At 38.8% G+C, this 26,051-nt stretch carries 31 protein-coding genes; 10 read left to right on the plus strand and 21 right to left on the minus strand.

The window, feature by feature from the left end; genetic code table 11:
* Positions 1 to 35 precede the first annotated feature (35 nt).
* From E4661_RS13375 to E4661_RS13385, 3 genes are read right to left on the minus strand one after another with little or no spacing between them, the layout of a single operon-like run.
* On the minus strand, positions 36 to 575 hold the full coding sequence (locus E4661_RS13375; protein WP_136467958.1) for an RsmD family RNA methyltransferase: 540 nt from the start codon (positions 573 to 575) through the stop codon (positions 36 to 38).
* The gene (locus tag E4661_RS13380) at positions 575 to 1,408 is read right to left on the minus strand and encodes a DUF3822 family protein (RefSeq protein ID WP_136467959.1); all 834 of its coding nucleotides are present in this window, start codon (positions 1,406 to 1,408) and stop codon (positions 575 to 577) included. The genes E4661_RS13375 and E4661_RS13380 overlap by 1 nt, the downstream gene beginning before the upstream one ends.
* On the minus strand, positions 1,389 to 2,036 hold the full coding sequence (locus tag E4661_RS13385) for a hypothetical protein (RefSeq protein ID WP_136468033.1): 648 nt from the start codon (positions 2,034 to 2,036) through the stop codon (positions 1,389 to 1,391). Before E4661_RS13385 ends, E4661_RS13380 begins: the two co-directional genes overlap by 20 nt.
* 194 nt (positions 2,037 to 2,230) lie before the next feature.
* Here E4661_RS13385 and E4661_RS13390 point away from each other — a divergent pair, with 194 nt between their 5' ends.
* The 6 genes from E4661_RS13390 to E4661_RS13415 are packed head-to-tail and all read left to right on the plus strand — an operon-like array spanning position 2,231 to position 7,412.
* Positions 2,231 to 3,664 (plus strand): ATP-dependent DNA helicase, encoded by a 1,434-nt coding sequence (locus tag E4661_RS13390; RefSeq protein WP_136467960.1) that lies wholly within the window; start codon positions 2,231 to 2,233, stop codon positions 3,662 to 3,664.
* Positions 3,665 to 3,694: 30 nt separating this feature from the next.
* On the plus strand, positions 3,695 to 4,258 hold the full coding sequence (locus E4661_RS13395; RefSeq protein WP_136468034.1) for a DUF4126 domain-containing protein: 564 nt from the start codon (positions 3,695 to 3,697) through the stop codon (positions 4,256 to 4,258).
* A gap of 38 nt (positions 4,259 to 4,296) precedes the next feature.
* A complete protein-coding gene (gene kdsB, locus E4661_RS13400) occupies positions 4,297 to 5,010 on the plus strand; it encodes a 3-deoxy-manno-octulosonate cytidylyltransferase (protein ID WP_205728964.1) in 714 nt (237 codons plus the stop codon).
* Positions 5,001 to 5,705 (plus strand): HAD family hydrolase, encoded by a 705-nt coding sequence (locus E4661_RS13405; protein WP_136467962.1) that lies wholly within the window; start codon positions 5,001 to 5,003, stop codon positions 5,703 to 5,705. Before kdsB ends, E4661_RS13405 begins: the two co-directional genes overlap by 10 nt.
* A 5-nt stretch (positions 5,706 to 5,710) precedes the next feature.
* On the plus strand, positions 5,711 to 6,838 hold the full coding sequence (locus tag E4661_RS13410) for an iron-containing alcohol dehydrogenase family protein (RefSeq protein ID WP_240751483.1): 1,128 nt from the start codon (positions 5,711 to 5,713) through the stop codon (positions 6,836 to 6,838).
* A gap of 34 nt (positions 6,839 to 6,872) precedes the next feature.
* The gene (locus E4661_RS13415; RefSeq protein ID WP_136467963.1) at positions 6,873 to 7,412 is read left to right on the plus strand and encodes a 1-acyl-sn-glycerol-3-phosphate acyltransferase; all 540 of its coding nucleotides are present in this window, start codon (positions 6,873 to 6,875) and stop codon (positions 7,410 to 7,412) included.
* Here the strand turns inward: E4661_RS13415 and E4661_RS13420 are convergent.
* The 3 genes from E4661_RS13420 to E4661_RS13430 all read right to left on the minus strand — a co-directional run bounded on the left by E4661_RS13420 (position 7,409) and on the right by E4661_RS13430 (position 9,035).
* The gene (locus tag E4661_RS13420) at positions 7,409 to 7,903 is read right to left on the minus strand and encodes a hypothetical protein (RefSeq protein WP_136467964.1); all 495 of its coding nucleotides are present in this window, start codon (positions 7,901 to 7,903) and stop codon (positions 7,409 to 7,411) included. The two genes, E4661_RS13415 and E4661_RS13420, sit on opposite strands and share 4 nt — an antisense overlap.
* A 69-nt stretch (positions 7,904 to 7,972) precedes the next feature.
* A complete protein-coding gene (locus E4661_RS13425; protein ID WP_136467965.1) occupies positions 7,973 to 8,683 on the minus strand; it encodes a YebC/PmpR family DNA-binding transcriptional regulator in 711 nt (236 codons plus the stop codon).
* A 64-nt stretch (positions 8,684 to 8,747) separates the two neighbouring features.
* The gene (locus tag E4661_RS13430; protein ID WP_136467966.1) at positions 8,748 to 9,035 is read right to left on the minus strand and encodes a 4a-hydroxytetrahydrobiopterin dehydratase; all 288 of its coding nucleotides are present in this window, start codon (positions 9,033 to 9,035) and stop codon (positions 8,748 to 8,750) included.
* A gap of 91 nt (positions 9,036 to 9,126) precedes the next feature.
* Between E4661_RS13430 and E4661_RS13435 the strand changes: the two genes are divergently transcribed.
* The 3 genes from E4661_RS13435 (at position 9,127) to E4661_RS13445 (ending at position 12,486) form a co-directional block, all read left to right on the plus strand.
* Positions 9,127 to 10,233, plus strand: coding sequence for a hypothetical protein (locus E4661_RS13435; RefSeq protein WP_136467967.1), 1,107 nt, complete (start codon positions 9,127 to 9,129; stop codon positions 10,231 to 10,233).
* Positions 10,234 to 10,336: 103 nt separating this feature from the next.
* On the plus strand, positions 10,337 to 11,956 hold the full coding sequence (locus E4661_RS13440) for an alanine/glycine:cation symporter family protein (RefSeq protein ID WP_136467968.1): 1,620 nt from the start codon (positions 10,337 to 10,339) through the stop codon (positions 11,954 to 11,956).
* A 41-nt stretch (positions 11,957 to 11,997) separates the two neighbouring features.
* Positions 11,998 to 12,486, plus strand: a complete 489-nt coding sequence (locus tag E4661_RS13445; RefSeq protein WP_136467969.1) for a Cif family virulence factor — start codon at positions 11,998 to 12,000, stop codon at positions 12,484 to 12,486.
* A gap of 49 nt (positions 12,487 to 12,535) precedes the next feature.
* Here the strand turns inward: E4661_RS13445 and E4661_RS13450 are convergent, their stop codons facing one another.
* A complete protein-coding gene (locus E4661_RS13450) occupies positions 12,536 to 12,997 on the minus strand; it encodes an EamA family transporter (RefSeq protein WP_136467970.1) in 462 nt (153 codons plus the stop codon).
* 1 nt (position 12,998) lies between these two features.
* Entirely contained in the window at positions 12,999 to 13,517 is a 519-nt protein-coding gene (locus E4661_RS13455) for a GNAT family N-acetyltransferase (RefSeq protein WP_136467971.1), read from the minus strand.
* Between the two features lie 250 nt (positions 13,518 to 13,767).
* Between E4661_RS13455 and E4661_RS13460 the strand changes: the two genes are divergently transcribed.
* Entirely contained in the window at positions 13,768 to 14,223 is a 456-nt protein-coding gene (locus E4661_RS13460) for an Lrp/AsnC family transcriptional regulator (protein ID WP_136467972.1), read from the plus strand.
* Between the two features lie 67 nt (positions 14,224 to 14,290).
* Here E4661_RS13460 and E4661_RS13465 read toward each other — a convergent pair whose 3' ends face one another.
* The 13 genes from E4661_RS13465 to thrA form a co-directional block, all read right to left on the minus strand.
* Positions 14,291 to 14,716, minus strand: a complete 426-nt coding sequence (locus E4661_RS13465; RefSeq protein ID WP_136467973.1) for a c-type cytochrome — start codon at positions 14,714 to 14,716, stop codon at positions 14,291 to 14,293.
* A 20-nt stretch (positions 14,717 to 14,736) separates the two neighbouring features.
* Positions 14,737 to 15,324, minus strand: coding sequence for a DUF1684 domain-containing protein (locus E4661_RS13470; protein WP_136467974.1), 588 nt, complete (start codon positions 15,322 to 15,324; stop codon positions 14,737 to 14,739).
* 37 nt (positions 15,325 to 15,361) lie between these two features.
* The gene (locus E4661_RS13475) at positions 15,362 to 15,586 is read right to left on the minus strand and encodes an ACT domain-containing protein (RefSeq protein WP_136467975.1); all 225 of its coding nucleotides are present in this window, start codon (positions 15,584 to 15,586) and stop codon (positions 15,362 to 15,364) included.
* A gap of 12 nt (positions 15,587 to 15,598) precedes the next feature.
* Entirely contained in the window at positions 15,599 to 15,955 is a 357-nt protein-coding gene (locus E4661_RS13480) for a hypothetical protein (RefSeq protein WP_136467976.1), read from the minus strand.
* A 16-nt stretch (positions 15,956 to 15,971) separates the two neighbouring features.
* Positions 15,972 to 16,370, minus strand: coding sequence for a hypothetical protein (locus E4661_RS13485; protein ID WP_136467977.1), 399 nt, complete (start codon positions 16,368 to 16,370; stop codon positions 15,972 to 15,974).
* Positions 16,371 to 16,435: 65 nt separating this feature from the next.
* Complete coding sequence (locus E4661_RS13490; protein WP_136467978.1) at positions 16,436 to 17,092, minus strand: hypothetical protein; 657 nt, start codon at positions 17,090 to 17,092, stop codon at positions 16,436 to 16,438.
* 26 nt (positions 17,093 to 17,118) lie between these two features.
* Complete coding sequence (locus E4661_RS13495) at positions 17,119 to 17,985, minus strand: HEPN domain-containing protein (protein WP_136467979.1); 867 nt, start codon at positions 17,983 to 17,985, stop codon at positions 17,119 to 17,121.
* Positions 17,986 to 18,296: 311 nt separating this feature from the next.
* Positions 18,297 to 19,121 carry a sugar nucleotide-binding protein gene (locus tag E4661_RS13500; RefSeq protein WP_136467980.1) on the minus strand — a complete coding sequence of 275 codons (825 nt, stop codon included), beginning with the start codon at positions 19,119 to 19,121 and terminating at the stop codon, positions 18,297 to 18,299.
* A 3-nt stretch (positions 19,122 to 19,124) separates the two neighbouring features.
* Positions 19,125 to 20,039 carry a glutaminase gene (locus tag E4661_RS13505; RefSeq protein ID WP_136467981.1) on the minus strand — a complete coding sequence of 305 codons (915 nt, stop codon included), beginning with the start codon at positions 20,037 to 20,039 and terminating at the stop codon, positions 19,125 to 19,127.
* A complete protein-coding gene (gene gcvT / locus E4661_RS13510) occupies positions 20,039 to 21,124 on the minus strand; it encodes a glycine cleavage system aminomethyltransferase GcvT (RefSeq protein ID WP_136468036.1) in 1,086 nt (361 codons plus the stop codon). The genes E4661_RS13505 and gcvT overlap by 1 nt, the downstream gene beginning before the upstream one ends.
* 101 nt (positions 21,125 to 21,225) lie before the next feature.
* Entirely contained in the window at positions 21,226 to 22,521 is a 1,296-nt protein-coding gene (gene thrC / locus E4661_RS13515; protein ID WP_136467982.1) for a threonine synthase, read from the minus strand.
* A gap of 3 nt (positions 22,522 to 22,524) precedes the next feature.
* Positions 22,525 to 23,448, minus strand: a complete 924-nt coding sequence (locus E4661_RS13520) for a homoserine kinase (RefSeq protein WP_136467983.1) — start codon at positions 23,446 to 23,448, stop codon at positions 22,525 to 22,527.
* Between the two features lie 2 nt (positions 23,449 to 23,450).
* Positions 23,451 to 25,895 (minus strand): bifunctional aspartate kinase/homoserine dehydrogenase I, encoded by a 2,445-nt coding sequence (gene thrA, locus E4661_RS13525; RefSeq protein ID WP_136467984.1) that lies wholly within the window; start codon positions 25,893 to 25,895, stop codon positions 23,451 to 23,453.
* Between the last annotated feature and the right edge of the window lie 156 nt (positions 25,896 to 26,051).

Here is a 26,051-nt window from a genome sequence, read left to right on the forward strand (position 1 = left end):
CTAGGACAAAAAGATTGGGAAATATTTTCCTACATCTACGGATGCTCAAAAAAACTGAAGATGCTTCCTCCGTATTTTCGATGATCAACAAAGTTTGACGCATCTGATAAGTCCGTTTGATCGGAATGTTCTATCACTAAAAGTCCTTCTTCCAGAAGTAATTTTTTTTCAAAAACCAAGTTTACGATTTTTAAAAATTGACCTTTATCAAAATTATAAGGCGGGTCGGCAAAAATTAAATTTGCCTTCTCCGAAGTTCTTTCTAAATATTTAAAAACGTCAGACTTAAAGGTTTTTATAGAAAAATTAAGCTCTTTAACGGTTTTGTTGATATACTGCACACATCCGCCAAAACTGTCCACAGCGATAATATCAGAAGCTCCTCTTGAGGCAAGTTCATAACTTATATTTCCAGTACCAGAAAAAAGGTCGATTACCTTGAGCTCATCAATATAAAAACGATTATTCAAAATATTGAATAACCCCTCTTTGGCCATATCGGTAGTGGGTCTTACCGGAAGTTTCTTGGGTGCAATCAGTCTTTTGCCCTTGTACCTGCCAGAAATAATCCGCATTATTTGGAGCTTAAAGTGGTGAAATCGATTGTCTGACTCTCCAGTTGTTCGAATGGATAAGCGGTGTTTGTAGGAACAAAAACGGAAACATTACGAATGTATTTATGGCAAAGATTAAAGATGTCATCATCTTCATTTACCGCACCAAACAGTTTAAGCTGCACTTTTTCCAAGTCTATCTGTATTTGCTCCAACCCAAAAAGAAGGTAATACAAAAAGTCTTCGGGAGTTTTATAATCGAAGTAGTTATAAAAAAGCAGTTTTTTATGGGCTACCACCACCATCTCCATTTCTTTTTCAGCAACTTGTATGTAGCAAACGGGTTCTTCAGATGCTCTGGCTTGGTTCAGAAGCGTGGTAACCATCACTGTTCCACTATGCTTATATTCAAATTCTCCGAATAAGTCAAAAATATAGTTGTTGATATTGGTGAAGGGCACATAAACATTGATAATGTCCGAATGTGCAATTTCATCATACACAATGTGATCGGTAGCCATAATTTTGGCATTGAACTTTAAAAAATTGGGGAGCTCGTCCGCATTGAAAAGAGTTTTGGGAACCAGGCTGAACAACCCACTTTTATGGATTACAACAACTTCTGAAAATCTTTTTTGAACATTATCAATGGGGTCAAGAAGCGTTTTGAGCTCTTTCAACATCAAGTATGAGGTGGACTGAGTTTTGAAGGTGACCTTCTCAAATGCCTCAATCTTATTCGTAATGGTGTCCAGAACACAAAAAGAAAGTCCATTCAAACCAATTTGAATGGACAGTTTCTTAAATGTATTTTCGGTTTCGGCCCTTTGTATATTATTGGTCTTTTCTGTCATAGATTGGGGGCCAATTTCCATTTGTGCTCACATCTGTAAGGGAACCAACCTTGATTTCGTTACCATTTACTTCCTCTACACTTTGGTGTGCATTCTCGCGAATCCTAAGGTCGTTGGGTTGATCGTAAAGTACAACATCCTTCTTAACCTTGGCTTCAAAAACAGGAGCTCGATATCCACTCTTATCAATAATGTCAGCCTTCATCTCAAATTTTTCGCCCCCTTGAGCATATGGAACATCCATCATGCTTTTGTAGCGATCGTCATTTTTAAACAAAGAATCTTTCACTTTGACAAACCCTAAAGTATCTACCACAACGGTGTCTACTTGTAGGTCAATCTGGTAAACTTTGTTATAGCGCATAAAAGAAGAATCCTTTTGCTGGGTAATGGTATAGCTTCCAGTATCAACAAATTGAATAAGACTTTTGAAGTTATTGGCAAATCTTCCATTTACTGTCTTATAGGCTTCTTGAGAGTCGCGAATATCTTTCAACTTGGTAATTACTTGGGAAAATCTTTCTTTTCTTACCTTATTGAATTCAATAGGTGCGTTAATAGACTGATATATTTTATAACCTAAAAAGATACTTAATAGCCCAAATGCGATGATAAGGACAGGCTTAATTTTTTGAGGTAAAAACCTATCTATAAGAAATACAAGGCCTATGGTCAGAAGGCATATAACAACAACTATAAGAATTAAGTTTAACATACTAATTTTTTCTTTGTGAGTTAATTTAGCGGTTACAAGCAAATCTACAATTTTTTTTTAATCACGAAACTTTTTGCTTTAAAAAACCACCCTATCTTTAGATACTTATGAAAGACCTTTCTTCTAATGATTTTTTGACTGTTCTTAAGGATAAATTTCCGCATGAACCTACATTAAAACAACATACAGCTCTTACAAAGCTTTCGCGGTTTGTTATTGATGGTCAAAGGGATGAACTATTTCTTTTGAAAGGTTTTGCAGGTACCGGAAAAACAACTATTGTGGGTACTTTGGTCAACAGCCTTTGGAAGATTAAAATGAGTGCCGCGCTTATGGCACCAACCGGTAGGGCGGCAAAAGTTATGTCTACTTATTCAGGTAGCCAGGCGTTTACGATACACAAGAAAATATACTTTCCTAAAAAACAAACAGGAGGAGGAATACAGTTTGTTTTGGCTCCAAATAAGCATAGAAATATGTTGTTTATTGTAGATGAGGCTTCAATGATTCCCGATGCACCGGCCGATTCCAAGCTTTTTGAAAACGGATCCCTTTTGGATGACCTTATATACTATGTGTATTCAGGTCATAATTGTAAGCTCTTGCTAATTGGTGATACGGCTCAATTGCCTCCAGTAAAATTGGATGTTAGCCCGGCATTGGAAGAAAACCGATTATCTCTCAACTATGGAAAAGATGTGGATACCATGGAATTAGATGAGGTTATGAGGCAAGTAAATGACTCGGGAATATTAATAAACGCGACCAATCTAAGAGAACAACTGCAATCTGAGTATTTTGAGGGCTTTAAATTTGATCTTAATGGGTTTAAGGATATTGTTCGCTTGATTGATGGTTCTGAAATACAAGAAGCCATTGACAGTTCTTATTTAGAGCATGGAAAAGAGGAGACTTCCATAATAGTTCGATCCAATAAAAGGGCAAATCTGTATAACAAGAATATCAGGGAGCGAATCTTGTTTTTAGAGCATGAAATTGCGGTAGGCGACTATATGATGGTAGTCAAAAACAATTATTTTTGGCTTCGACCCAATTCAGAGGCGGGTTTTATAGCCAACGGCGATATCATTGAAGTTTTAGAACTCTTTGCCATTAAGGAACTTTATGGGTTTTCTTTTGCTGAGGTTAAAGTAAAAATGGTGGATTACCCTAACCAAAAGCCCTTTGAAACCGTTTTGTTATTGGATACCATAAACGCAGAGACCCCATCACTTCCATATGAGGAAAGCAATAGACTCTATCAAGAAGTAGCTAAGGACTATGCACACGAAAAATCTAAATACAAGAGGTTTTTAGGGGTGAAGAACAATAAGTACTTTAACGCTCTTCAAGTGAAGTTTTCATATGCCATAACCTGTCATAAATCGCAGGGTGGTCAATGGAACACTGTTTTTGTGGAGCAACCCTATTTGCCCAACGGTCCGGACAAGGATTATTTAAGGTGGCTATACACTGCGGTGACCCGAGCAAAACAAAAACTATTTCTAATTGGTTTTAAAGATGATTTTTTTGTTGACTAGGAATGCCCTATTTTAGTCGGAACCATGGGCATGAATCCTGACACCATAATTAGTATTTTTTTAGGCATCGGCTTGGCCGCTTCGGTCGGTTTTAGGGTGTTTCTTCCCTTGTTTGCATTGAGTTTGGCTGCTTATCTGGGTGTTTGGGAACTTAACGAAAGTTGGCAATGGATTGGTAGTTTGGCAGCCTTGGTTACGCTTGGAGTCGCAACCTTTGTGGAAATATTCGCTTATTTCATTCCTTGGGTAGATAATGCCTTGGACAGTTTGGCGGTACCATTGGCAGCAATTGCCGGAACGGCAGTTATGGTTTCAACTGTGGCAAATTTGGATCCCGTGGTTACTTGGTCCTTGGCTATCATTGCTGGCGGAGGCACAGCCACGGCGATTAAAGGTGCCAATGCTGCGGGCCGATTAACTTCTACAGCAACTACTGGTGGAGTGGCTAACCCGGTGGTATCGACCATAGAAACTGGGACAGCAGTTGCTGTTTCAACAGCTTCCATATTAGTTCCTCCCATAGCTGCGATTTTGGTCATCATTATTTTGGTGGTTATTTTCAGAATTTATCGCAAATTGCGGCCCAAAACATAGTTTAAGTAAATACGTATCCATAGGTGAAAATAATTTCTATGATTCCAGCGAGGTATCAAGCCTCTAGATTTCCTGCAAAGCTTATGCAAGATCTTGGAGGAAAGCCTGTTATCGTAAGAACATATGAGGCTGCGCTCCAAACAAAACTTTTTGATGAAGTTTATGTAGTGACAGATAGTGATACCATATTTAATGCCATTTCCAAGATTGGTGGTAAAGTTCTTATGAGCAAGAACGAGCACGAAAGTGGAAGCGACCGTATTGCCGAGGCTGTTGAGGATTTAGATGTGGATATTGTAATTAATGTTCAAGGAGATGAACCATTTATTGATGGTGAAAGTTTAAAAAAGGTAATCCATGAATTTGAGAAAGATGCGGAAAAAGAAATAGATTTGGCTTCCCTGATGACCCCTATTACAGATTGGGATGAAATTTCCAATCCAAATACAGTCAAAGTAATAGTGGACAATCAGGATTTTGCCCTTTACTTTTCAAGATCGCCCATTCCGTATCCTAGAGACAAAAAGGTCGAGGCCAAGTACTATAAGCACAAAGGCATTTATGCCTTTAGAAAAAGAGCTTTGCTCGATTTTCAGCGGTTACCCATGTTGCCCTTAGAGGCTAAGGAAAAAATAGAAGCGATTCGGTTTTTGGAATACGGAAAAAAAATAAAAATGGTGGAGACGCACGTCTCTGGAATAGAAATTGATACCCCCGAAGACTTAGAACGAGCCCGAAAAGTATGGAAATAGATTTTGGCAACATAAAAGTTATTGGTTTTGATGCCGATGATACCTTATGGGTAAATGAAACTTACTTTAGAGAAACGGAAGAACGCTTTGCCGAACTCTTGGAAGGATATGAGACTAAGAACAAGATAGACCAAGAGCTTTTTAAAGTAGAAATGCAAAACTTGGAAACCTATGGTTATGGTATAAAAGGTTTTGTACTTTCTATGATAGAATCTGCTTTGGATCTATCCAATAATAAAGTTTCCCAACAGACGATTTCTGAAATCTTGGACTTAGGAAAGAAAATGATTTCCCATCCAGTGGAACTTTTGAATGGGGTAGAGGAGGTATTGGAAAATTTAAAAGATAAATATCGCCTGATAGTGCTGACTAAAGGGGATTTATTGGATCAAGAGCGTAAGTTAGAAAAATCTGGGATTTCCAAATATTTCCACCATGTAGAAGTACTTAGCGATAAAAAAGAAGAAAATTACCAAAACCTCTTAGATCATCTGGAAATAAAAGTGGAAGAGTTTTTGATGATAGGAAATTCGTTGAAATCAGATGTATTGCCAATTCTTAATATTGGAGCAAATGCAATCCACATACCCTTTCATACAACTTGGGCGCACGAACTGATCGAGGATGGACAAGAAGTCAATGGGCATCTTAAACTTGGCAATCTAAAAGAAGTTTTGAAATATCTCGACAACTAAACTAAATGGCAGTAACAGAAAAATTGAATAAAAAAGAAATCATATCGAATAAGCATACGAATTACCGCAACTTTCCAATGGTGCCTAGAGTGGTATTTGGACGGAGAAGTTTTTCCCAATTGGGAGAAGTCCTAATGCCAAAGCGGAGAAACTCTGATGCTCCATTTATTTTTTTGGCAGATGACTTTTTTGAGAACACTGACCTTCCTAGCCAGATACCTTTGATGTTCGATGATGAAATTATTTTTATTTCTGCAAACGAAGAACCAAAGACAGAACAGGTGGATGCCCTGGTAGCTCGTATAAAGGAGAATTTCGCTGAACTCCCTTCTGGAATAATCGGTATCGGTGGAGGAACTTTGTTGGATTTAGCAAAAGCAGTTGCAATAATGTCAACCAATTCTGGACCATCCCATAATTACCAGGGGTGGGATCTGGTAAAAAAACCAGCCCTTTATCATGTGGGAATTCCAACAATAAGTGGAACGGGAGCAGAAGTTTCTAGAACTACCGTGTTAATGGGCCCTGATAAGAAGTTGGGAATAAATTCAGACTATACCACTTATGATCAGGTGATATTGGATCCCGATCTAACCAAAACTGTACCCACGGAACAATGGTTTTATACAGGAATGGACTGTTTTATCCATTGTATCGAATCCCTAAATGGAACCTATTTGAACGCCTTTAGTAAAAGTTATGGAGAGAAAGCTTTGGAGTTGTGCAATGAGGTTTTTCTTGAAGATATTCCGGAGGAGGAATCAAGGGATAAGCTCATGATGGCATCTTGGCATGGGGGAATGAGCATTGCATATTCCCAAGTAGGTATAGCACATGCCATGAGCTATGGGCTTTCTTACTTGCTTGGGGTCAAGCATGGATTGGGCAATTGCTTGGTTTTTCAACATTTGGAAAAATTCTATCCTGATGGTGTGGAGTTGTTCAATAAAATGATTCATAAACATCAAATTACATTACCCAAAGGAATTTGTTCCAATCTTACTGAGAATGATTTTGACCTTATGATTAAGGTAGCCATGCGTATGGAGCCTTTATGGGAAAATGCCCTGGGTAAGGATTGGAAAAACAAAATAACCCCCGATTGCTTACGGGAAATCTATATGAAAATATAGCCCTCCGATTTTTTATTAACCAAATTGGTGATAGATGCACACATTTGCCAAGTTTCTATATTTTAAGGTACTACGATGGAAGCTTGTGGGCAATTTTCCAGATTTGAACAAATGTGTAGTGATAGTTGTTCCCCATACACATTGGATGGATTTTTTCTTGGGATTACTGGTCAGAAAATTGGTCAATAGGGAAATCAATTATATCGCAAAGAAAAGTCTTTTCAAACCACCTTTTGGGTGGTTTTTTAGATGGACTGGAGGTGCTCCCATAGATCGAACAAAAAACTCTAACACTGTTGACAGCATTGCGAAGATTTTTGAAGAACGAGATGTATTTCGGTTTGCTTTGGCCCCTGAAGGTACTCGCAAGAAAGTTAAAGCCCTAAAAACGGGATTTTATCATATCGCAAAAAAAGCGAATGTCCCAATTGTAATGGTCGCTTTCGATTTCGGGAATAAACAAGTTAAAATATCAGAACCTAAATACCCCACAGACAATCTTCAAAATGATTTTAAGGAAATCCGTGTTTTCTTTAAAGGAGTAAAGGGCAAAGTGCCGGAGTACAGCTATTAGGTCTTATTTAATTTCTTATCAGTTTTCGGTTTTTCCTTCTTTTTAGTGTTGCCAGGAAACACCAAGTTGGTACTGGAATAAGAGCTGCCAAAAGTTAAGGCAGCTGCGTATACTTGTTGTATAGCATCCACAACCTGACCCTCTGTAAGCTCTTTGAGCGGATGGGTATAGACAGACCACAGAATCTCATCACTCAAGGCATATTTAACATCCAAGGCGGAGTGGAAGTTGGCTACCAAAGCGTTTAAAAGTTCTTCTTCTCCAATTTTCTCACGTTCCACAATCGGTGAAATAATACGCATTCGATTGGCATTTTCGTCAAAAACACAGATAAGCATGGCATCGTTGAACAGGAACCTATATTGATTACCATTGGTTTGGATGGTATCAGCTTCTTTTTCAATAATTTCATATAATTTGGCGGCGGTCATCTCTTGGGCATGGACCGAGACAAGAAACAATATGGATATACAGGCAAATAAAATACGCATAACGGAAAGTTTAGTTTTTTGGTCGTGCGACGCTTCAACTCTTTACAACAAACTGCTATACAAGATAAGCTATTCCTTCATGGTGTGATACACGTTCTGAACGTCATCATCCTCTTCAATTTTTTCCAATAGCTTTTCAACATCGGCCACTTGTTCCTCATTAAGTTCCTTGGTGACTTGTGGAATACGTTCAAATCCTGAAGATATGATTTCTATTGCACGGGTTTCCAATTCCTTTTGAATGGCCCCAAAACTCTCGAACGAAGCATAAATATGAATACCATCCTCATCGGAGAATACTTCTTCCGCACCAAAATCAATCATCTCCAATTCGAGCTCTTCGGGGTCAATACCTTCACCATTCACGGTAAAGTTACAGGTGTGGTCGAACATAAATTCAACGGAACCTGAAGTACCCAAGCTACCGTTACATTTGTTAAAATAACTGCGAATATTGGCTACGGTACGAGTATTGTTGTCTGTGGCTGTTTCAATCAAAACAGCAATACCATGTGGAGCGTAACCTTCAAATAAAACTTCTTTAAAATCACCTTGATTTTTGTCCGAAGCCCGTTTGATTGCCCTTTCAATATTGTCCTTAGGCATGTTGGCTGCCTTGGCATTTTGAATTACGGCGCGTAACCGAGCATTGGAATCGGGATCGGGACCACCCTCCTTAACAGCAATTACAATGTCTTTGCCAATTCTGGTAAAGGCTTTGGACATAGCTGCCCAACGTTTCATTTTACGTGCTTTCCTGAATTCAAATGCTCTTCCCATGTATTTTGATTTTGGACAGCGACAAATTTAGCAAAAAATGGCCCTTTGTCAAGCTTGGAACTCTCTACCTTGTCTTTATAATCTCTTCAATGGAAGTTGCTAGGTCAAAATCGTTTTGGGTAATGCCCCCAATGTCATGGGTGTTTAGTTTTATGGTTAACTGATTGTATACATTCTCCCAGTTAGGATGATGGTTTTGTTGCTCGGCCTCAAAGGCAATTCGTGTCATTATCGAAAAGGCTTCCTTAAAATCTGTAAACTTGAAAGATTTGCAGATGCTTCCATTTTCATAGCGCCATCCTTCTAGATTTTTTAGTTGGTTTTCTATTTGGGTAGGAGTTAGTTTTTCCATGGCTTATCTGAACTTTCATTATTTTTAATAAATATCTTTATTACTTGGAAATCAAACAAATTTGTTCGATTTTAATCTAACATAATAAATTTTGGATATTGTTTCTTCAACGCAAGTTTCCATTTTCTATGGTTGGTGGCAATTCACAGTATGTCTTTTTGCATTTTTTGCCTTATTGTCCATTTGGTATCATATCGGCAAAAAACAAGACGATTTTGGCCAAGTTTGGTTGGCGCTATCAATTCTATGCTGGTCACTTTCAGGCCTAGTTGAAATAATTAATTGGGAGAGCCTTGGATTGGGTCTACATTTTAAAGAAGGGTTTAGAAGTGTATTCTCTTTATTAAACAGTCTTTTCATACTCCTAGCACTACCTTGGTTCAGATATTTGCCTAAACCCTTTGCACCTTTGATAAAGTCCAACTTTTGGCCCTATATAATTGGCATTCCTTTTGTTTTTGCGCTTTTACCCACACTACATAAGATGTTTTTGACCAGAACAGCTTCTATAATTAGTGAGCTAGATGTTTATTATGCCTTATTGACCCTGTTCTTTTTGGGTTTTGTATTGTGGGAATCGTTTGTAAAAAGAAGGCTGCCCTTGTTGGGATGGTTATCGATAATCACAGTTGCTATCACGCTTTTGGCCCAGATGCATAAGCTTTTGGACAATACCATCAACCTATTATTGTTCTCGGCCATTTTCAAGACATCTTTGATAATGCTCTTCTTTGCCCTGGCCCTAAGCTGGGTAAAGGAACTCACGGAAACTGTAATTCCCGGGCCACACCAATTAAAGCTGAGGTTTTCTAAAAAGAGTGTGTTGGAAAACAAAGATAAGTTTCAAGTTTCACTCCAAGGATTTTCAGGCAACGAAGACAGAATCGTTCAACTTACCCCAGCGCTCTATAAGTTATTTAAATGTTTTGCGGAGCGAAGGCTTTCAGAAACGGATGGATGGCTCGAAATCAAACCCAAAAACTTCGACGTCTCCAAAACGTACGATATTAATGACCATAACGAGCTGAAAAGGCTTCTCGCCGCTTTGTTGGATGGACTTTTTGGGAAACAGAGCTGGACAAAAGAAAAGCACTTTATCCCCTTGAAGACCACGTTATTTGAAATGTCGGAACAAAGAGAGAGAAAGATTAGGCTATTGCTCCCCAAAGAAAACATAACCATCGAAAATAATGGGTAAACCCAAGATTTGTCAGTTTCCGACTTACTGACATTTTCATATTTATTCCGACATTATCCGATTAATCCAATGCTACTCATGAAATTTCAGAAACTTTTGGATTATGTGCACATCGCTGTTTCTGAATTTAGAATTGCTTTCAACTTTACAAATAGTCACTTCTTCTGCGGAAAAAGGACTGGACGAGAAAATCAATGATAGCTTTATGCCCTTTGCGGTATGGTGGGAAAAATTGATTTTGGCCGAAATTGGGATACTTGGCTATGGAATCCCTGTAGTATTGATAGTGCTGATTTTGGGAGCGCTATTTTTTACTATCTATTTTGGTTTTGTCAACATTCGTCATTTTCCAACCGCAATACAAGTGGTTCGAGGAAAATATGATGAACTGGAACGTGAGAAACCAAAGCTAAAACCAGCAGTACTAGAAATTGATGGAGACTTAAAAGGAACTATTAAAGACGAAGGTCACTTAGGTGAGGTCAACCACTTTCAAGCGCTAGCGACCGCTGTATCAGGCACCGTTGGACTTGGTAATATAGCCCTTGTTGCGGTGGCGATATCTATTGGCGGGCCAGGAGCTACATTTTGGATGGTTTTGGCGGGTCTACTTGGTATGTCAACAAAGTTTGTCGAATGCACACTCGGTGTAAGATACCGTGATATAGACAAAAGTGGGACGGTCTTTGGTGGCCCTATGTATTATTTGTCCAGAGGATTGAAAGAAAAGGGGCTCGGACATTTGGGCCGCTTTTTGGCCATCGTTTTCGCCGTCCTTTGTGTAGGAGCTTCCTTTGGAGGAGGAAATGCTTTTCAAAGCAATCAAGCAGCGGCCCAAATTATCGGGCTGTTTGGGTTGACTGGTTCCGCTACGGGAAGTATCATTGGATTTGTATTTGCGGTTTTGGTAGGAATCGTAATCATTGGTGGTATCAAAAGAATTGCCAAAGTCACCGAAAAAGTGGTGCCGTTCATGGCCATTTTATATGTGGGAGCCGCACTGTTCATCATTTTTTCTAAAATTGATTTGGTAGATGAGGCCTTTTCCCGGATTTTCTCCGAAGCCTTTTCACCCAAAGCCACGATTACGGGTGGATTTGTAGGTGTAATGATCCAGGGCTTTAGGCGTGCGGCATTTTCCAATGAGGCGGGGGCAGGCTCCGCGGCCATTGCCCACTCTGCGGTGAATACAGCTTATCCAGCCTCGGAAGGATTAGTCGGTTTATTGGAACCTTTTATTGATACGGTATTGGTCTGCACTATGACGGCGATAGTCATTATTCTCTTTAATATGGATGGTGCATTTATGTACGGAGATGTGGTCAACGGACAAGCACTTTTTGCAGACGGAAGCCGCTTAGGGGGTGTCAATATCACTTCCTTGGCTTTTGAAGATTCCATCACAGGATCATCCTACGTTTTAATGGTCGCAGTTTGTTTGTTTGCCTTTTCCACTATTTTATCGTGGTCTTATTATGGTCTTCAGGCTTGGAAATATCTTTTTGGCCGCGGAAAACTAACCGATTTAACCTACAAGGTGCTGTTCCTAATTTTTACGGTTTTGGGTGCTGCAATTACCCTAGATGCTGTTATCAAGTTTTCGGATGCTATGATATTGGCTTTGGTTTTTCCCAATATGATAGGATTGTTGATCCTGTTTCCAAACGTAAAGGCCGAGTTTTCTAAATACATGACGCTGATTTCAAAAAAGAAAACGGATTAAATAATCAGCAATAATTCATCAAAAAATCAATATGTACAAATATGAAAAATAGAATACCATTTGCCTTGATTTTATTTAGTCTTATGATGACTGGATGTCAAAAACATGAAAAGACTGAACAGAAGAATCATGAGGACGTTTCAAGTACCGAGCTTGAAACCATTATTGCAAAGGAACTAGACAGTTTTTACACGGTCTATAAACGATTTGATTATGACTGGATTGATTTTTTCGAAGAAGAATTCACCAATGTTTTCCCAGATACCCCAATTCGTAAAATCTCAACAGATTCTACAAAAGCGTTATGGAAAGGTATTTATGAAAATTATGAGGTTCAATTGATTTCTCATGGAAAGCCAACTTTTATCACTTCAAAAGATATGGTCATTTCCCACAATCCTTTCAACGAAATCTTTATCAACAAACAGACCCGGGATACTGCAACGAATGTAGGAACTTATATTACGGCATGGAGAAGACAAAAAGACAATTCATGGAAAATTGTGTTTGAAACGGTTCAGAACAATTGATGACACTGATTTAGTTAAACTTTTAAACGGGCAAAGGGCGTAACTTGCTCTAACCTAAATTTAAGAGCAAGGATTTCCCTTTCAAAAAGAAGAAGACGGTGGCTATGGCAAAAAACAATGAAACCAAATAGTAGAAGTTCAATTTTTCTTGATAGTAGAAGACCGAAACTCCGATAGAAGTGGTAATTATGGCAAGTACAGCGTACAAAGTGTATGAGTTAGCACCATAACCTCGGTAAAGAAAATAAAGGAATACGTTTAAAATCAGCATTCCAAGACCTGCCAATGAGAACCATTTAAAATTGGTTGAAATATATTGACCAAGATTATCTGTTTTGTACAGAAAGGCTATAGTGAACAATCCTGCCGACGCAATAAGTAATGAAATGGCACCAAAGAAAAACGGGTTGGGGTAATTTGTTGCATTTTTATGACCAATGGTCACAATGGCATTGCCAAAAGCGGCGACCAAAGCCAGTAGGAAGGGGACAATAATTTCTGTAATCTTCATGTTAGAAGGTTTTGGTCATTATTTCATAATCTATTTCCATATGTTCAAAACTATATTGGTGTTTGGCGATTTTTATAAAACCGTGCCTTTCGTAGAACCGAATGCCTTTATCATTCTCATCCCATACAACTAACCATAGGGACTTAATATTAAGTTTTCTCACTTCATCAAAAAGGACATCTTGCAGCTGGGTTCCAATTTTATGGCCTATATACTGGTTCAGAATGTAGATCTTCTGTAATTGGGCAGGGCGTTTATCTTTCAGTTTTTCAAAAGGACTATATTTTTTCAGCTTTGCATAGCCCACGGGAAGTTCGTCTGCAAAAGCAATCCAAAAAACATTGTTTTCCTTTTCAAGGCTACTTCTCATTTTTTCGACTGCGAATGTTTTCTTGAAATATTTTTTGAGTGTTTCCCTGTCAGACCAAAAATGGCCAAAGGCTTCTTTAAAAGTTATCTGGGCCAAGAGGGCCAAGGTTGTTGAATCGTTTACGGTCGCCTTTCTAATTTCTAGTTTCATTATATCATTTTTTGAAATTGATAATTGATACTTCAAAATTATAATATGAAAGACGTTATTATATTAATTAATATACTTGTTTTATAATTTATTATTAATTAAATAAAGTATTTGTGATTTTAATCAAATATTTTTATTTTAAAGTTATATTATTGTAATAATAGCTATTATAACATTATAATATTTTGACTTTTAATTAAAATCCAAAATTATTTAATAAATTTATCGTGATATTTAAAATAATGTAACTATGCGATTAGATGAAATGAATTGGGCAATTTTGGCCGAACTTCAAAAAAACGGGAGAATGCCAGTGAAGGAAATTGCAAAGAATGTCGGATTGTCCTCGCCTGCCGTATCGGAGCGGATTCAAAAATTGGAAGATTGGGGCATTATAAAAGGATACACTGCCAAAATCAATATTGGAGCTTTGGGATATCCGTTGGGAGTGAACATATCCATTAAATTACGTTACGGCCAAACACAGAATTTTATAGAATTTGTTAAAACCGTTCCTGAAATATTTGAGTGTCATCAGCTAACGGGCAATGATTGCATGCAAATGAAGGGCTACGTTAAAAACCCAGATCATTTACAGAATCTGAATAGCAGATTGGCCGCCTATGGCGAGATGACAACTTCACTTGTACTCTCAACCGTTATAACCAATAAAGTGTTGGAGAAAGATATGCCGTTTCCGGGTTAACTTTTTGATACGCTTCGTATAAGACTAAAACTCTTGTATCTTGAAACTTCAACTTGCATAGAGGATTTCATTTTAAATATTCGATGAGGTTGCTAAGTTCTTTATCTGAATAATTAAAATTATGGCTATTGCCATTATTTCCCCATTCTCTCTTTATAGCAATAGCTAGATCATTCTTATTTTCAATTAAAGAGTCCTGTTTTGTTATGAACATGGCTACAAATTGTTCACCATATTCCTTGACGACTCCATCAAGGTAATTATGAAGTTTGTTCTTTGTTACATGACATTTTGCGCAATCATTCAAAAAAATAGCTAAACCTTTTTCGAATTCCGGTGTTCTTTCATCTTCTTTAGATACGAGAGGTTGATACTGATTTTTTTCTTCATCAAATTCCGTAATGCCATTGGTTTTTAGCAACCATAAAATAAGGACTGAAATCACTAGGATAATTCCAATACTTACCGAAACAATGATTCTTAATCGCTTCATGGGTTGTTTGAGCTATCCATTCAAATCTTAACCCCTGCATTAATATGCACCGGCAGATCATTTTCTTTGGGTGGAATTGGGCAGGAGTACTTTTTATTATAGGCACAATAGGGATTATAGGCCTTGTTAAAATCAATGACGATGGTGTCGCCTTCGGGTATTTCCAAATCGATAAACCTACCACCTCCGTAGGTTTCGTCGCCATTGGTGAGGTCGGTAAAGGGCAGAAACAAATGATTTCTATATTGCGGCATCGTTCTGGTTCTATGGTTCTGGTAAATGTTCAATTGAAGCGTTTTTCCATTGAGTTGAAAGGTGGCTACGCCGTAAACCTCATAAGTGGGCAATCTGTCGGTGGAGGTTTTCATTAAAAAGGGAACGGCATCCACGGCGCGTTCAAATTTGGCCACTACTTTAAAGTTTTCATCAATACCGAAAAAGTCGTGTCCTTTAAACTTTTTAAGGTCTTTTTGGGTAAGGGGTGATTTTTCTTCGTTGCTATAGAAGTCGTTCAACTCCTTTTGATGTGCAATAATCGAATCTTGATAGGTTTGCCCAATGCTGAAATTGACACATAGCAATAGGGTGAAAAGTAGTAGTGGTTTCATTTTATGGGCTGTTTTAGTTTTTATTTTATGTTAAAATTTAGTGGTTTAAACAATAATAATAGCCTCCAAAATGAATTACACTAAGAAATTCTCCTAGATCTTTTTCATCAAGGGTGAATGTAACATCAGCGTTCTCCTGATCACTGCTAGCGATGTAATCTACAGTAGCTATCCAATCATAATTAGTTTCTTTCATTGATTCAATTAAAGATTCGATTTCCTTTACTGTAAAATTTGTAGACCGAATTTGTATTCTTTCCATACTATTGGAGTTTTATTTTTTAAGCCTGAATTGCTCCATCCCAATTTCAAATGCTAATTCATCATCCCATTCAATAAGGTTTCCTTTTTGGTCATAAAACTCGGCAAACACTTTACTTTCATCAATTATTTCCATGACAGCACCTCTTTGACCGACTTTTAATTTTGAATTCACATTATCGGTAAGTTCAATTATTTTGTAGAGATATTTTTTCTCCAGAACCTCAATAGGGTTGTCTGGTTTTTTAACCCCAGTAATTAATTCTTTTAGTTTGGAGAACCCCTTACCAATCAAATTAAAGAAACCATAGATAATTCCTTCCCAGAGGATTTCAATAAAAATTCGGCCAAGTATTTCAAGAATAATCATTAGCTACTCTTTTATCTCATATCTCAATTAACTTCAAATCCAAATCATTAATGATTTGATCTACATTAAACTCAAAGTCTTTGGGGATATTAACTGTAGCGAAACTTCCAAGATCAACTTGCCAAAAGCCGCCTCTTTTCACCAATTCATTGGCAAGCATGAGATAGTCGGACTCTTTGTAGTTTGGTGTTAATCGAAACCTACGTGTTATAAATTCCGATTCCTTCAAAATTTTTATGACCTCGTGTTTGTGCTCCAAGTTTATTTTAGTTTCGAATTCAGTTCCTAAAGTTAACCGTGGATTGCAAAAGTCGTTGTCCATCATACGGAATTTATTTTCGGAAAGCTGCTCAACATAAAGGGTTGTGGTTACCTTCTCTTTTTTATGATAGACTTCGATTTTGACTTCTTCCATTTATTATAGGGTATCCTTTACAACAATAATTTTTAGTTAGCAGATATTATTGTCCTTACTTGTCGCTAATTATGGTTTTCTACTTTCTTTTGATCTACCAGATTCCTTAATTCATGAAACTTAAAAAGCTTCCCTGTTTCCAATTCGTTTAATTTTTTCCAATCAATCCATGAGATAACCGTTTCCGTATCATATTCGCCAATTAACCCATCTAACAATATATAAATAGCATTTTGTTTCTGTCCTTCACCATCAAAATCCTTAATGTATAACTCAATTCCTATTTTTTCACCTTCATCCTCATATTTGAAAAAAATGTCTGAATAAGAAATTGAAAATTCACCGAAATCTATTCTTAAATCTTCTCCTGGGATTCTTTGTCGAAAAGCATTTATTTTCCAATTAGGAATTTCAGGTGCAGCTAGAACCAATTTCTCGACCGCAGGAAAAAGCTCTCTTATTCCATCTGCAGAAACGGTGAATTCACGAATTCCGTTGTCCTTAATGGGACTAAATTCCCATGTGAGTTCGCTATTCACTTTTTTTAATTCTGCATTTAATCTTTGAAATAGAGGTTTTGTTGTATCAATACCTTCAACCTCATTATAATATGTCAAATTGTTTTTTGAAAACCAGTCCCAGAACTTTTGCTCCTTGGTTTTGTTCTTACAGAAACTAAATATCATAAAAAAAGGAATAATCAATAAAACTCTTTTGTTCACGCCAAAATACTTTTATAAATTCAAACTTACTTCCCAATCTCCCTAACCTTCTCCAAACAAATCTCCTCGGTCAATTGTTTTAGCAACTGCACTTTTTCGGCCAGATATTCCAGTTGGGACTGGGTAATGGTGTATTCGTCCATTTTATAACGGGCATCGATATAGGCTTTTTTTAAAAGCTCAAAAAGATGCTTTTCTTCATCAGTAGTTTTTGGGAAAACGGTAAAACGCCTGTCGCACATCTCCACTTTTATGCCCAAGGTTTCCAAATTATGGTCTTTGGGGCGGTAGTCCGTGAACACCAAAAGAATGGTGGTATAATATCTTTCAACCGTTTGGTGCAGGTTGAATGCGGCTAGGTGCAAATCGTTGTCGCGAAAAGCATAGTTGTAATGTTTATAAAAACCGTTGGCAGTTTTAAACCATTGGTCGTAATACTCCTGTGCTTTTTGTTGGTATTGTGCCGGGGTCATTTTTTTGGGTGCGGCCAGGGTAAATTTTTCAGAATTGTAGAGTTCAATGCCCTCTTGTTTTATGTCCTTAAAAAAGTAGTTGCCCACCATCAAGGATTTGTTCAGGTGCTTTATGCTATGAAAAATTAGGCTAACGGGTGTTTTTACTTTTCCGGTCTCGGTAAGTTCGTTTTTTACTTTGTCCTCAATCTTGAATTTTCGGCGCATGTCCTCATGGGTGAGTACCACCAAAATATCAAAATCACTGCGGTATTCGTAGGTAATACCTTTTTCTACATATTGGTCTTCGGTAAAATTGCCCCGGGCGTAGCTGCCAAAAAGGATGACCATTTCAACTTCTTTGTAACTGCCGAGTAATTGGGCCAAAAGCTGCAGTTCCTCTTGTTTGGATTTGGGTAGGTGGTGTAGGTCTTTGTTCACACATCCAAATTAAGGATTATTTCGATTGTAGGAGAATTCGAGGGTTGGATTTTTGGGGTTTGGGTTAAGGTAGTCCTTCGCTAGCCTTCTTTACCAAAGTAGAAAGGCTACGACGGCTGAAAAGCTTCGGACTAGGGTAAAAGGTGAAGGGGGTGAGTTGAAAATTAAAATTGAACTTGAGCTTGGACTTTTTTTAGAATCAGAGAGAAGGCAGATGTCAGATTTTTGGAATTTGGGATTTCTGGATTGGATTTTAAAATTGATAACTGTTAACTGTTTATTGTCCACTGAACATTGTTCATTGTCAATTTTTATTCAACCGGAAGGTGGTGGTCTATAATCTCCTGATATTTTACCCGTAGATTTTTGGGCAGTTTGTTGTGCTTGGGGAGGGCAGCCAAATAGCGGTCTTCGTTGGTGGTAAAAACTCGCTTTAGAACGGGGTGGTAGTTCCCTAATTGTTTAATGACCTCTTTTATGAACTCTTCGTGCTGAATCAAATCCTTACTTCCCAAATGGAAAATACCCGTTTTGTTCCTATTGATGAGGTAATGGATTTGTTGGGTCAATCGGTCATCGTTGGTCACGTTGATGATGAGGTTGGGAAATACCTCAATAGGTTCATTGGCTTCCAAATGCATTTTGATTTCCTTTACTCTAGGCGAGGTGTTGCCAAAAACCATGGGCACACGAAGAATCGCGGTTTTTTCCTTGGGCAGCCGCATCATCATGTTTTCAATCTTTATTTTGAGCCTACCAAAGATGCTTTCCGAAAGGGTTTTATCGTATTCATATGAAGGAAACTTGCTATAAGCATCGAACACATTGGCCGAAGAGATAAAATACAACTTCGTCTCATTTTTAATGAGGTATTCCATCATGTGTTGGTGCGCTTGGACCTGAGCACCAAAATCCCCGCGAAGAGTAGAAATAATAAAATCGGGGCGTACTTGTTCCAACAGCTGAACAATATCATCTTCCCGCATATCGTATTGGAGAAATTGTCCATTATCGCTATAAACGGTAGTGTGGCAATAGGTGCCGTAGGTGTTGAAATAGTTGCAGAGTTCTTTATAAATGGCGTTGCCAATAAATCCACTCGCTCCTAAAATCAGTATCTTCTTTTTCTTCTCCAAATACTAAAATATTGATAACCCGGTCATGGTCGTTAATTTTTCCAGAGCCATCATACCTAACTTGGAATTTCCTTTTTCATTAAGTCCAGGGGACCAGGTGACTACACAAAATTCATTGGGCAATAATGCCACAATTCCACCACCAACCCCACTTTTTCCCGGTAGTCCTACTTCGAACGCAAACTCACCCGCTTCGTCATAAAAACCGCAGGTGAGCATAATAGCGTTGATACGTTTCACCTTGGATAGGTCAAGATAATTGTTGTTTTGAAGGCAGTTGCCTCGATTCATAAAAATGTAAAAAACCTTTACCAGTTGTTCGCATGACATGCTCAAGGAACAACAATGGAAGTAAAAATCCAATACGGTCTCCACATCATTTTTCAGATTGTCGAAAGATTTTATAAGGTTGGCTGCCGCATAATTTCGGAATCCTGTTTTTCTTTCCGAAACCGCCACGCTTTCATCATAATCTATGGAATTATCGCCTGCTATTCCTCGAACATATTCCAGAAAATCAGTTTTGGGATGCTTTAGGTGTGATATCAAAATATCGGATACCACTATGGCACCGGCATTGATCAAGGGGTTTCTTGGCACCCCATTTTCCATTTCCAACAGGGACAAATGGTTGAAGGGGTCACCCGAAGGTTCAACACCGACCCGTTCCCATATGCGTTCATCCAAAAGGGAATACGCCATGGAAAGCGCCAATACTTTAGAAATACTCTGAATCGAAAACTTTTCTTTTGAATCCCCCATAGCATAGGTTGTCCCATCCTTATCCAAAATAGATATCCCAAATTTATTGGGGTCTACACAAGATAATTCTGGGATATAGCTGGCCACTCTACCCTTGTCGGTCTCATTGGAGACCTCTTGGGCAATGGTGCTAAGAATGGACTCAAAATTTGGCATTACTTCTTATAAAACGGCAATTTTACAACAGTCGCAGGAACTTGGTTCTTTCTGATTTGGATGTAGATTTTGCTATCCACCTTGGCATTTTCGGTGGTCACATACCCCAATCCAATTCCTTGGGACAGCGAAGGAGACATGGTTCCTGAGGTTACTTTTCCGATTTCCTTACCGTTTTCATCCAAAATGGCGTAACCCTGCCTTGGAATTCCTTTTTCATCCAACTGAAAAGCCACCAATTTTTGTTTTGGGCCTTCTTCCTTTTCTTGGGCCAAAGCTTCGCTGTTCACAAAATCCTTGGTGAATTTGGTCACCCAACCCAATCCCGCCGCAAAAGGGGAGGTGGTATCGTCAATATCGTTTCCGTAAAGGCAATAGCCCATTTCCAAACGAAGGGTGTCACGGGCCGCCAAACCAATTGGCTTTATTCCAAAATCGGCCCCAGCTTCCAACACTTTATCCCAAACTTGCTGCACCTCGTTGTTTTTGCAGTAGATTTCAAACCCTCCTGAACCGGTATACCCTGTCGCGGAGATGATGACATGCTCAATGCCTGCAAAGTCACCTACAACAAAGTTGTAGAATTTGATTTCCGAAAGGTCAACTGAGGATAAGGACTGCATGGCCTCCATGGCTTTAGGTCCCTGAATGGCGAGAAGCGAGTAACCTTCGGAAAGATTTCTCATTTCTGCCCCAATGGCTTCATTATATTTTGAAATATGGTTCCAATCTTTTTCTATGTTGGAGGCGTTCACTACCAACAAATAGGTTTCTTCCTTAATCCGATAAACGATGAGATCGTCAACAATTCCACCTGTTTCGTTGGGTAGATATCCATACTGTGCTTTGCCCACGGTTAGCTTTGTGGCATCATTGGAAGTTACTTTTTGAATGAGTTCCAAAGCATTTGGTCCTTCAATCAAAAATTCACCCATATGGGAAACGTCAAAAACACCCACGGCATTTCGCACCGTTTCGTGCTCAACATTTACACCTTCATAAGAAACCGGCATATTATACCCGGCAAAGGGAACCATTTTGGCACCCAAGGCAATATGAGTGTCGGTCAAAGCAGTATTTTTCATCATTTACATTTTAAGGGGCAAATTTATTTGAATTCCACAAAGCAACAACCTAAAAATTCCTAATCTTTTAAACAATGTTTGTTAACTGGTTGTGACAGGAACTATTTCTCCAATAAATAAGATTTCAACCCTTCGTAGGTGTCTATTTTGATGGATTTTTTCTCTTTGCCCATCACTTTTTGAATTTGTGGTGGAATTTCTGGTGTTAGATTCAAGGTTTCTTCCACCACATCCAAAAATTTGACGGGATGTGCAGTTTCCAAGAAAATACCATAGGTGTCCGGGTTGGATTTTTGATATTCCTTCAACCCCAAATAGCCCACGGCGCCATGAGGGTCGGCAACATATCCCGATTCGGAATACACCTTTTTCATGGTCTCTTTTGTGGTTTCGTCAGAGAATGAGTAGGAGGAAAGATGCTCCTTCAGTTCATCAAAATTATCTTGGTATAAATGTCTTATTCGGATAAAATTACTGGGGTCACCCACATCCATAGCATTGGAAATGGTGGCTTTGGACGGTACGGGCTCATAAACCCCATTTTCCATGAATTTTGGGACCACATCGTTCACATTGGTCGAAGCCACAAATTGCTTTACGGGCATCCCCAATTTTTGGGCAACCATTCCAGCACAAATGTTTCCAAAGTTGCCAGAAGGAACAGAAAATACAATCTCCTTTCCTTTGGATTTTGCTTGCTTGTATGCAAACAAAAAGTAGAACAACTGCGGTAACCAGCGCGCAATATTGATGCTATTGGCGGAGGTCAGTTTTCTATAATCGGTTATCTCGGGATCTAAAAATGCCGTTTTTACCATACGTTGACAATCGTCAAAGGTACCGTTGATTTCCATAGCCACAATGTTTTGTCCTAAAGTGGTCAGTTGCTTCTCTTGGATGTCGCTTACTTTTCCACTAGGGTAGAGGATGACCACGTTTACACCATCAACGCCTAAAAACCCATTGGCAACGGCACCACCGGTATCACCAGAGGTGGCTACAAGCACCGTAACGTTGGTATCGTTTCCTTTGGAAAAATAACCGAGGCAGTTGGCCATAAACCGGGCACCAACATCTTTGAAGGCCATGGTTGGGCCATGAAAAAGTTCCAACGTGGCTACATTGTCCTCAATTTCCACCACAGGAAAATCGAAATCCAATACATCTGCAATAATATTTTTAAGCACATTATCGGAAATTTCACCTTCCACAAATTGTTGAATGGCGGTAAAGGCAATCTCATGATTTGAAAGCGATTCGATAGTATCGAAAAACTCCTTAGGAAGTGGTTCGATTCTTTCAGGAAAATATAATCCTTTGTCTGGAGCAATTCCAGCAATGACGGCTTCCCTAAAAGAGGCTTGAATGGTATGGTCGTTTAAACTGTAAAAGTTCATAGATTAGTTTAATCTTTTTACACCTTGGGTGTTGACTTTTGATATATGAATGTCGAATGGGATTCCAATATTTTGATAGGTCTCATGCATGGATTCCGCTACTTTTTTTGCAGTTTCCTCTCCTTTACTCAACGCAAAAATAGAAGGTCCTGAACCAGAGATTCCACCGCCTAAAGCGCCAGCTTTAATGGCGTTGGATTTAATGGCATCAAAACCGGGAATCAATATGGACCGAATGGGCTCTACGATGTGGTCTTGCAGCGAACGGCCAATCAAATCGTAATCCGATTGAAAAAGACCGGCAACCAATCCACCTACATTGCCCCATTGTTGTATGCCTTTTTCCAAGGTAATCTTGGTTTTCAATATTTTCCTAGAATCGGATGTCTTTACCTCAATTTGCGGGTGTATCACCGTTGCAAAAAGCTCAGTAGGTGTGGGAATAGCAATGATATCCAACGGTTCATAGCTTCTTACTAAAGTAAAACCACCAAAAAGAGCGGGAGCTACATTATCGGCATGAGCTACTTCACTAGCTAACTTTTCGCCTTGCATAGCAAATTGCACCAATTCCAAGGTAGAAAATGGCCTACCCAATAACTCATTCATGGCCCAAACGGCTCCGGCCGAGCTTGCAGCACTACTGCCAATTCCACTTCCTGGCTTTATTTTTTTGTGAATTGTGATATCAAAACCTCCCTCATAATCAGAGGAATCAAGAAGTGCCTGACCGGCAACCCCTGCAACATTTTTACTTGGAATACTAGGCAGAACCTGACCTAATACAGTAATTGGATGAATTCCTTTTCTTTTGGTCTTTTCGACAGTCATGATGTCTCCAACACTGTCCAAAGCCAATCCTAACACATCAAACCCACAAGACACGTTGGCAATCGTTGCAGGACAAAATACGTTTATCTTTTCCATGATTAAAAGTTTCCGATTCTGATGATATCCGCAAAGATACCCGAAGCAGTAACATCTGCACCAGCTCCAGCACCTTTTATGATCATGGGTTGGTTGGGATAACGTTCCGTGAAGAAAAGTACGATGTTATCGCTTCCTTCCAAATTATAAAAGTCATGCCCTTTTGGAATCTGTTGAAGTCCAACCTTGGCCTTTCCATTTTCAAATTGGGCCACATATTTAAGTTTACTGCCCTTATCAGCAGCTTCTTTGTACATGTTCTGGAAATCGGATTCGTATTTAACTAAAGATTCAAAAAATGCTTCGTTGGAATTGGTTTCCAAGCTTTCTTTCGGTAAAAAGGCTTCGTTTTCAATTTGTTCGATGTCCAATTCATTGCCACTTTCCCTCGCCAAGATTAAAATCTTTCGCATGACATCGATACCACTTAAATCGATGGTTGGGTCCGGTTCGGTGTAGCCTTCTTCCTGGGCTTGCTTTACCACATCGTGGAAGGTTACCGAATCATTAAAGTTGTTGAAGACAAAGTTCAAACTTCCAGATAATACAGCCTGAATCTTGTTGATTTTATCCCCAGAAGCTATCAAATTTTTAAGTGTATCTAGGATGGGAAGTCCTGCACCGACATTGGTTTCAAATAAGAAGGGGGCATTGTACTTCTTCGCTAATTTTTTCAACTCCTTGTAAAAAACATAATCTGAAGAACAAGCAATCTTGTTACAGGTCACAACGGAAATACTGTTCTTTAGATAATCAGGGTAACTTTGCGCTACTTCGTCGCTCGCTGTATTGTCCACAAAAACACTGTTTCTGAAGTTTAGGCTTTTGACTTTTTCAAAAAATGCTGTTTTGTTGGCTTTTTCACCATTTACTAAAGCGGTTTCCCAATTTTTAAGATCAATACCGTTTTCATCAAAAACCATGGTTCTTGAGTTACTGATGCCTATAACTCTGACGTTAAGCTGTAATTCTTCCTTTAGATAGGAGTTTTGCTGCTGGATTTGTCCCAAAAATTTGGAACCCACATTTCCAACACCCATTACAAAAAGGTTGAGTTGTTTTATGTTCTCCTCAAAAAACTTTTCATGCAGGGAGTTCAGTGCTTTTTTGACATCTGTTTTGGCGATTACTGCAGAAATATTACGTTCAGAAGCTCCTTGGGCAATGGCCCTTATGTTCACATTGTTCTTTCCGAGGGTACTGAACATTTTACCGCTTAAACCTTGATGACTTTTCATATTGTCACCCACCAAAGCAATTATGGCGAGGTCTTTTTCGACAACTACGGGCTGAATTTTATGGGTGCTGATTTCATATTCAAAAGCTTGGTTTACGGCAACCATGGCTTTTTCCATATCACCTTCTGAAATTCCAACACAAATTGAATGCTCCGAGGAAGCTTGCGTAATCAACACCACACTGATATTCTCCAATGAAAGTGTTTCAAAAAAACGTTTTGAAATTCCTGGAATTCCTATCATACCTGGTCCTTCCAAAGAGAGCAAGCTAATACCGCCCACATGGCTAATTCCCCTGACTGTTTTCCCATTTCCATTGCTGCTTTTGGCAATAGTTGTCCCTAGGTCTTCCGGAGCAAATGTATTTTTGATGATTATCGGAATTTCTTTGTCGAGCACCGGTTGTACGGTTGGAGGGTACAACACCTTAGCACCAAAATGTGAAAGTTCCATGGCTTCTTCGTAGCTGATACGCTCAACACATCTAGCTTGTTTCACCAATTTCGGGTTCGCAGTGAACATACCGCTCACATCGGTCCATATCTCCAAAACATCCGCATTTTGGGCAGCTGCAATGATGGCCGCTGTATAGTCGGAGCCACCCCTACCCAATGTGGTAAGATTTCCATTGGAACTGGAAGCTACAAAACCCGGTAGCACGGTGATTTTATGTTTTCCTTCTTTGAAATAGGTATTACAATTCTTGTTTGTCAATGTAAAGTCAACGGACGCCTTACCGTAATTTTCATCGGTGATAATAAGTTCCCTGCTGTCTTTAAGTTGAGCATCAAGGCCTTCTGATTTAAAAAACTCGCTTATGATGAAAGAGGAAAGCAATTCGCCATAGCTAACAATTTTGTCGGATAGCTTGGAAGTCAACTCCCCAATCAAAAAAGCACCTTCCAACAAAGTTTCCAGTACATTGAGCTCACTTTTTACCTTGCTCAGAATACTACTTTGGTTTTGAACGGGAATGAGTTCTTTAATGGCAGAAATGTGTCTTTCTTCAACCTCCAATAGGCCATTTTTGTACTCGTGGTCCTGATTTGAGGCCAAAGCGGAAGTGGTAAGCAACATGTCCGTGATGCCTCCAAAAGCGGATACCACAACGGCTACCTTATCTGCTTTTGTGTTTTCGACAATGGATTTTACTCGATTTATATTTTCTGGGTTGGCTACTGAAGTACCTCCAAATTTTAGGACTTTCATGATTAAATTATGTTGTGAAATGTTGAAATGGATTTAATAAACGGACGGAAATAAATATATAGACTACCCCAAAGGGGTGATGGTAGTCAACGTGAAGATAGATGAAGAAGTTTCCATCACTAAAGGGTTGATATCCGTTTGTTTAAATTGCATAGT

The organism is Flagellimonas onchidii, assembly GCF_004804315.1.
Classification (GTDB): domain Bacteria; phylum Bacteroidota; class Bacteroidia; order Flavobacteriales; family Flavobacteriaceae; genus Flagellimonas; species Flagellimonas onchidii.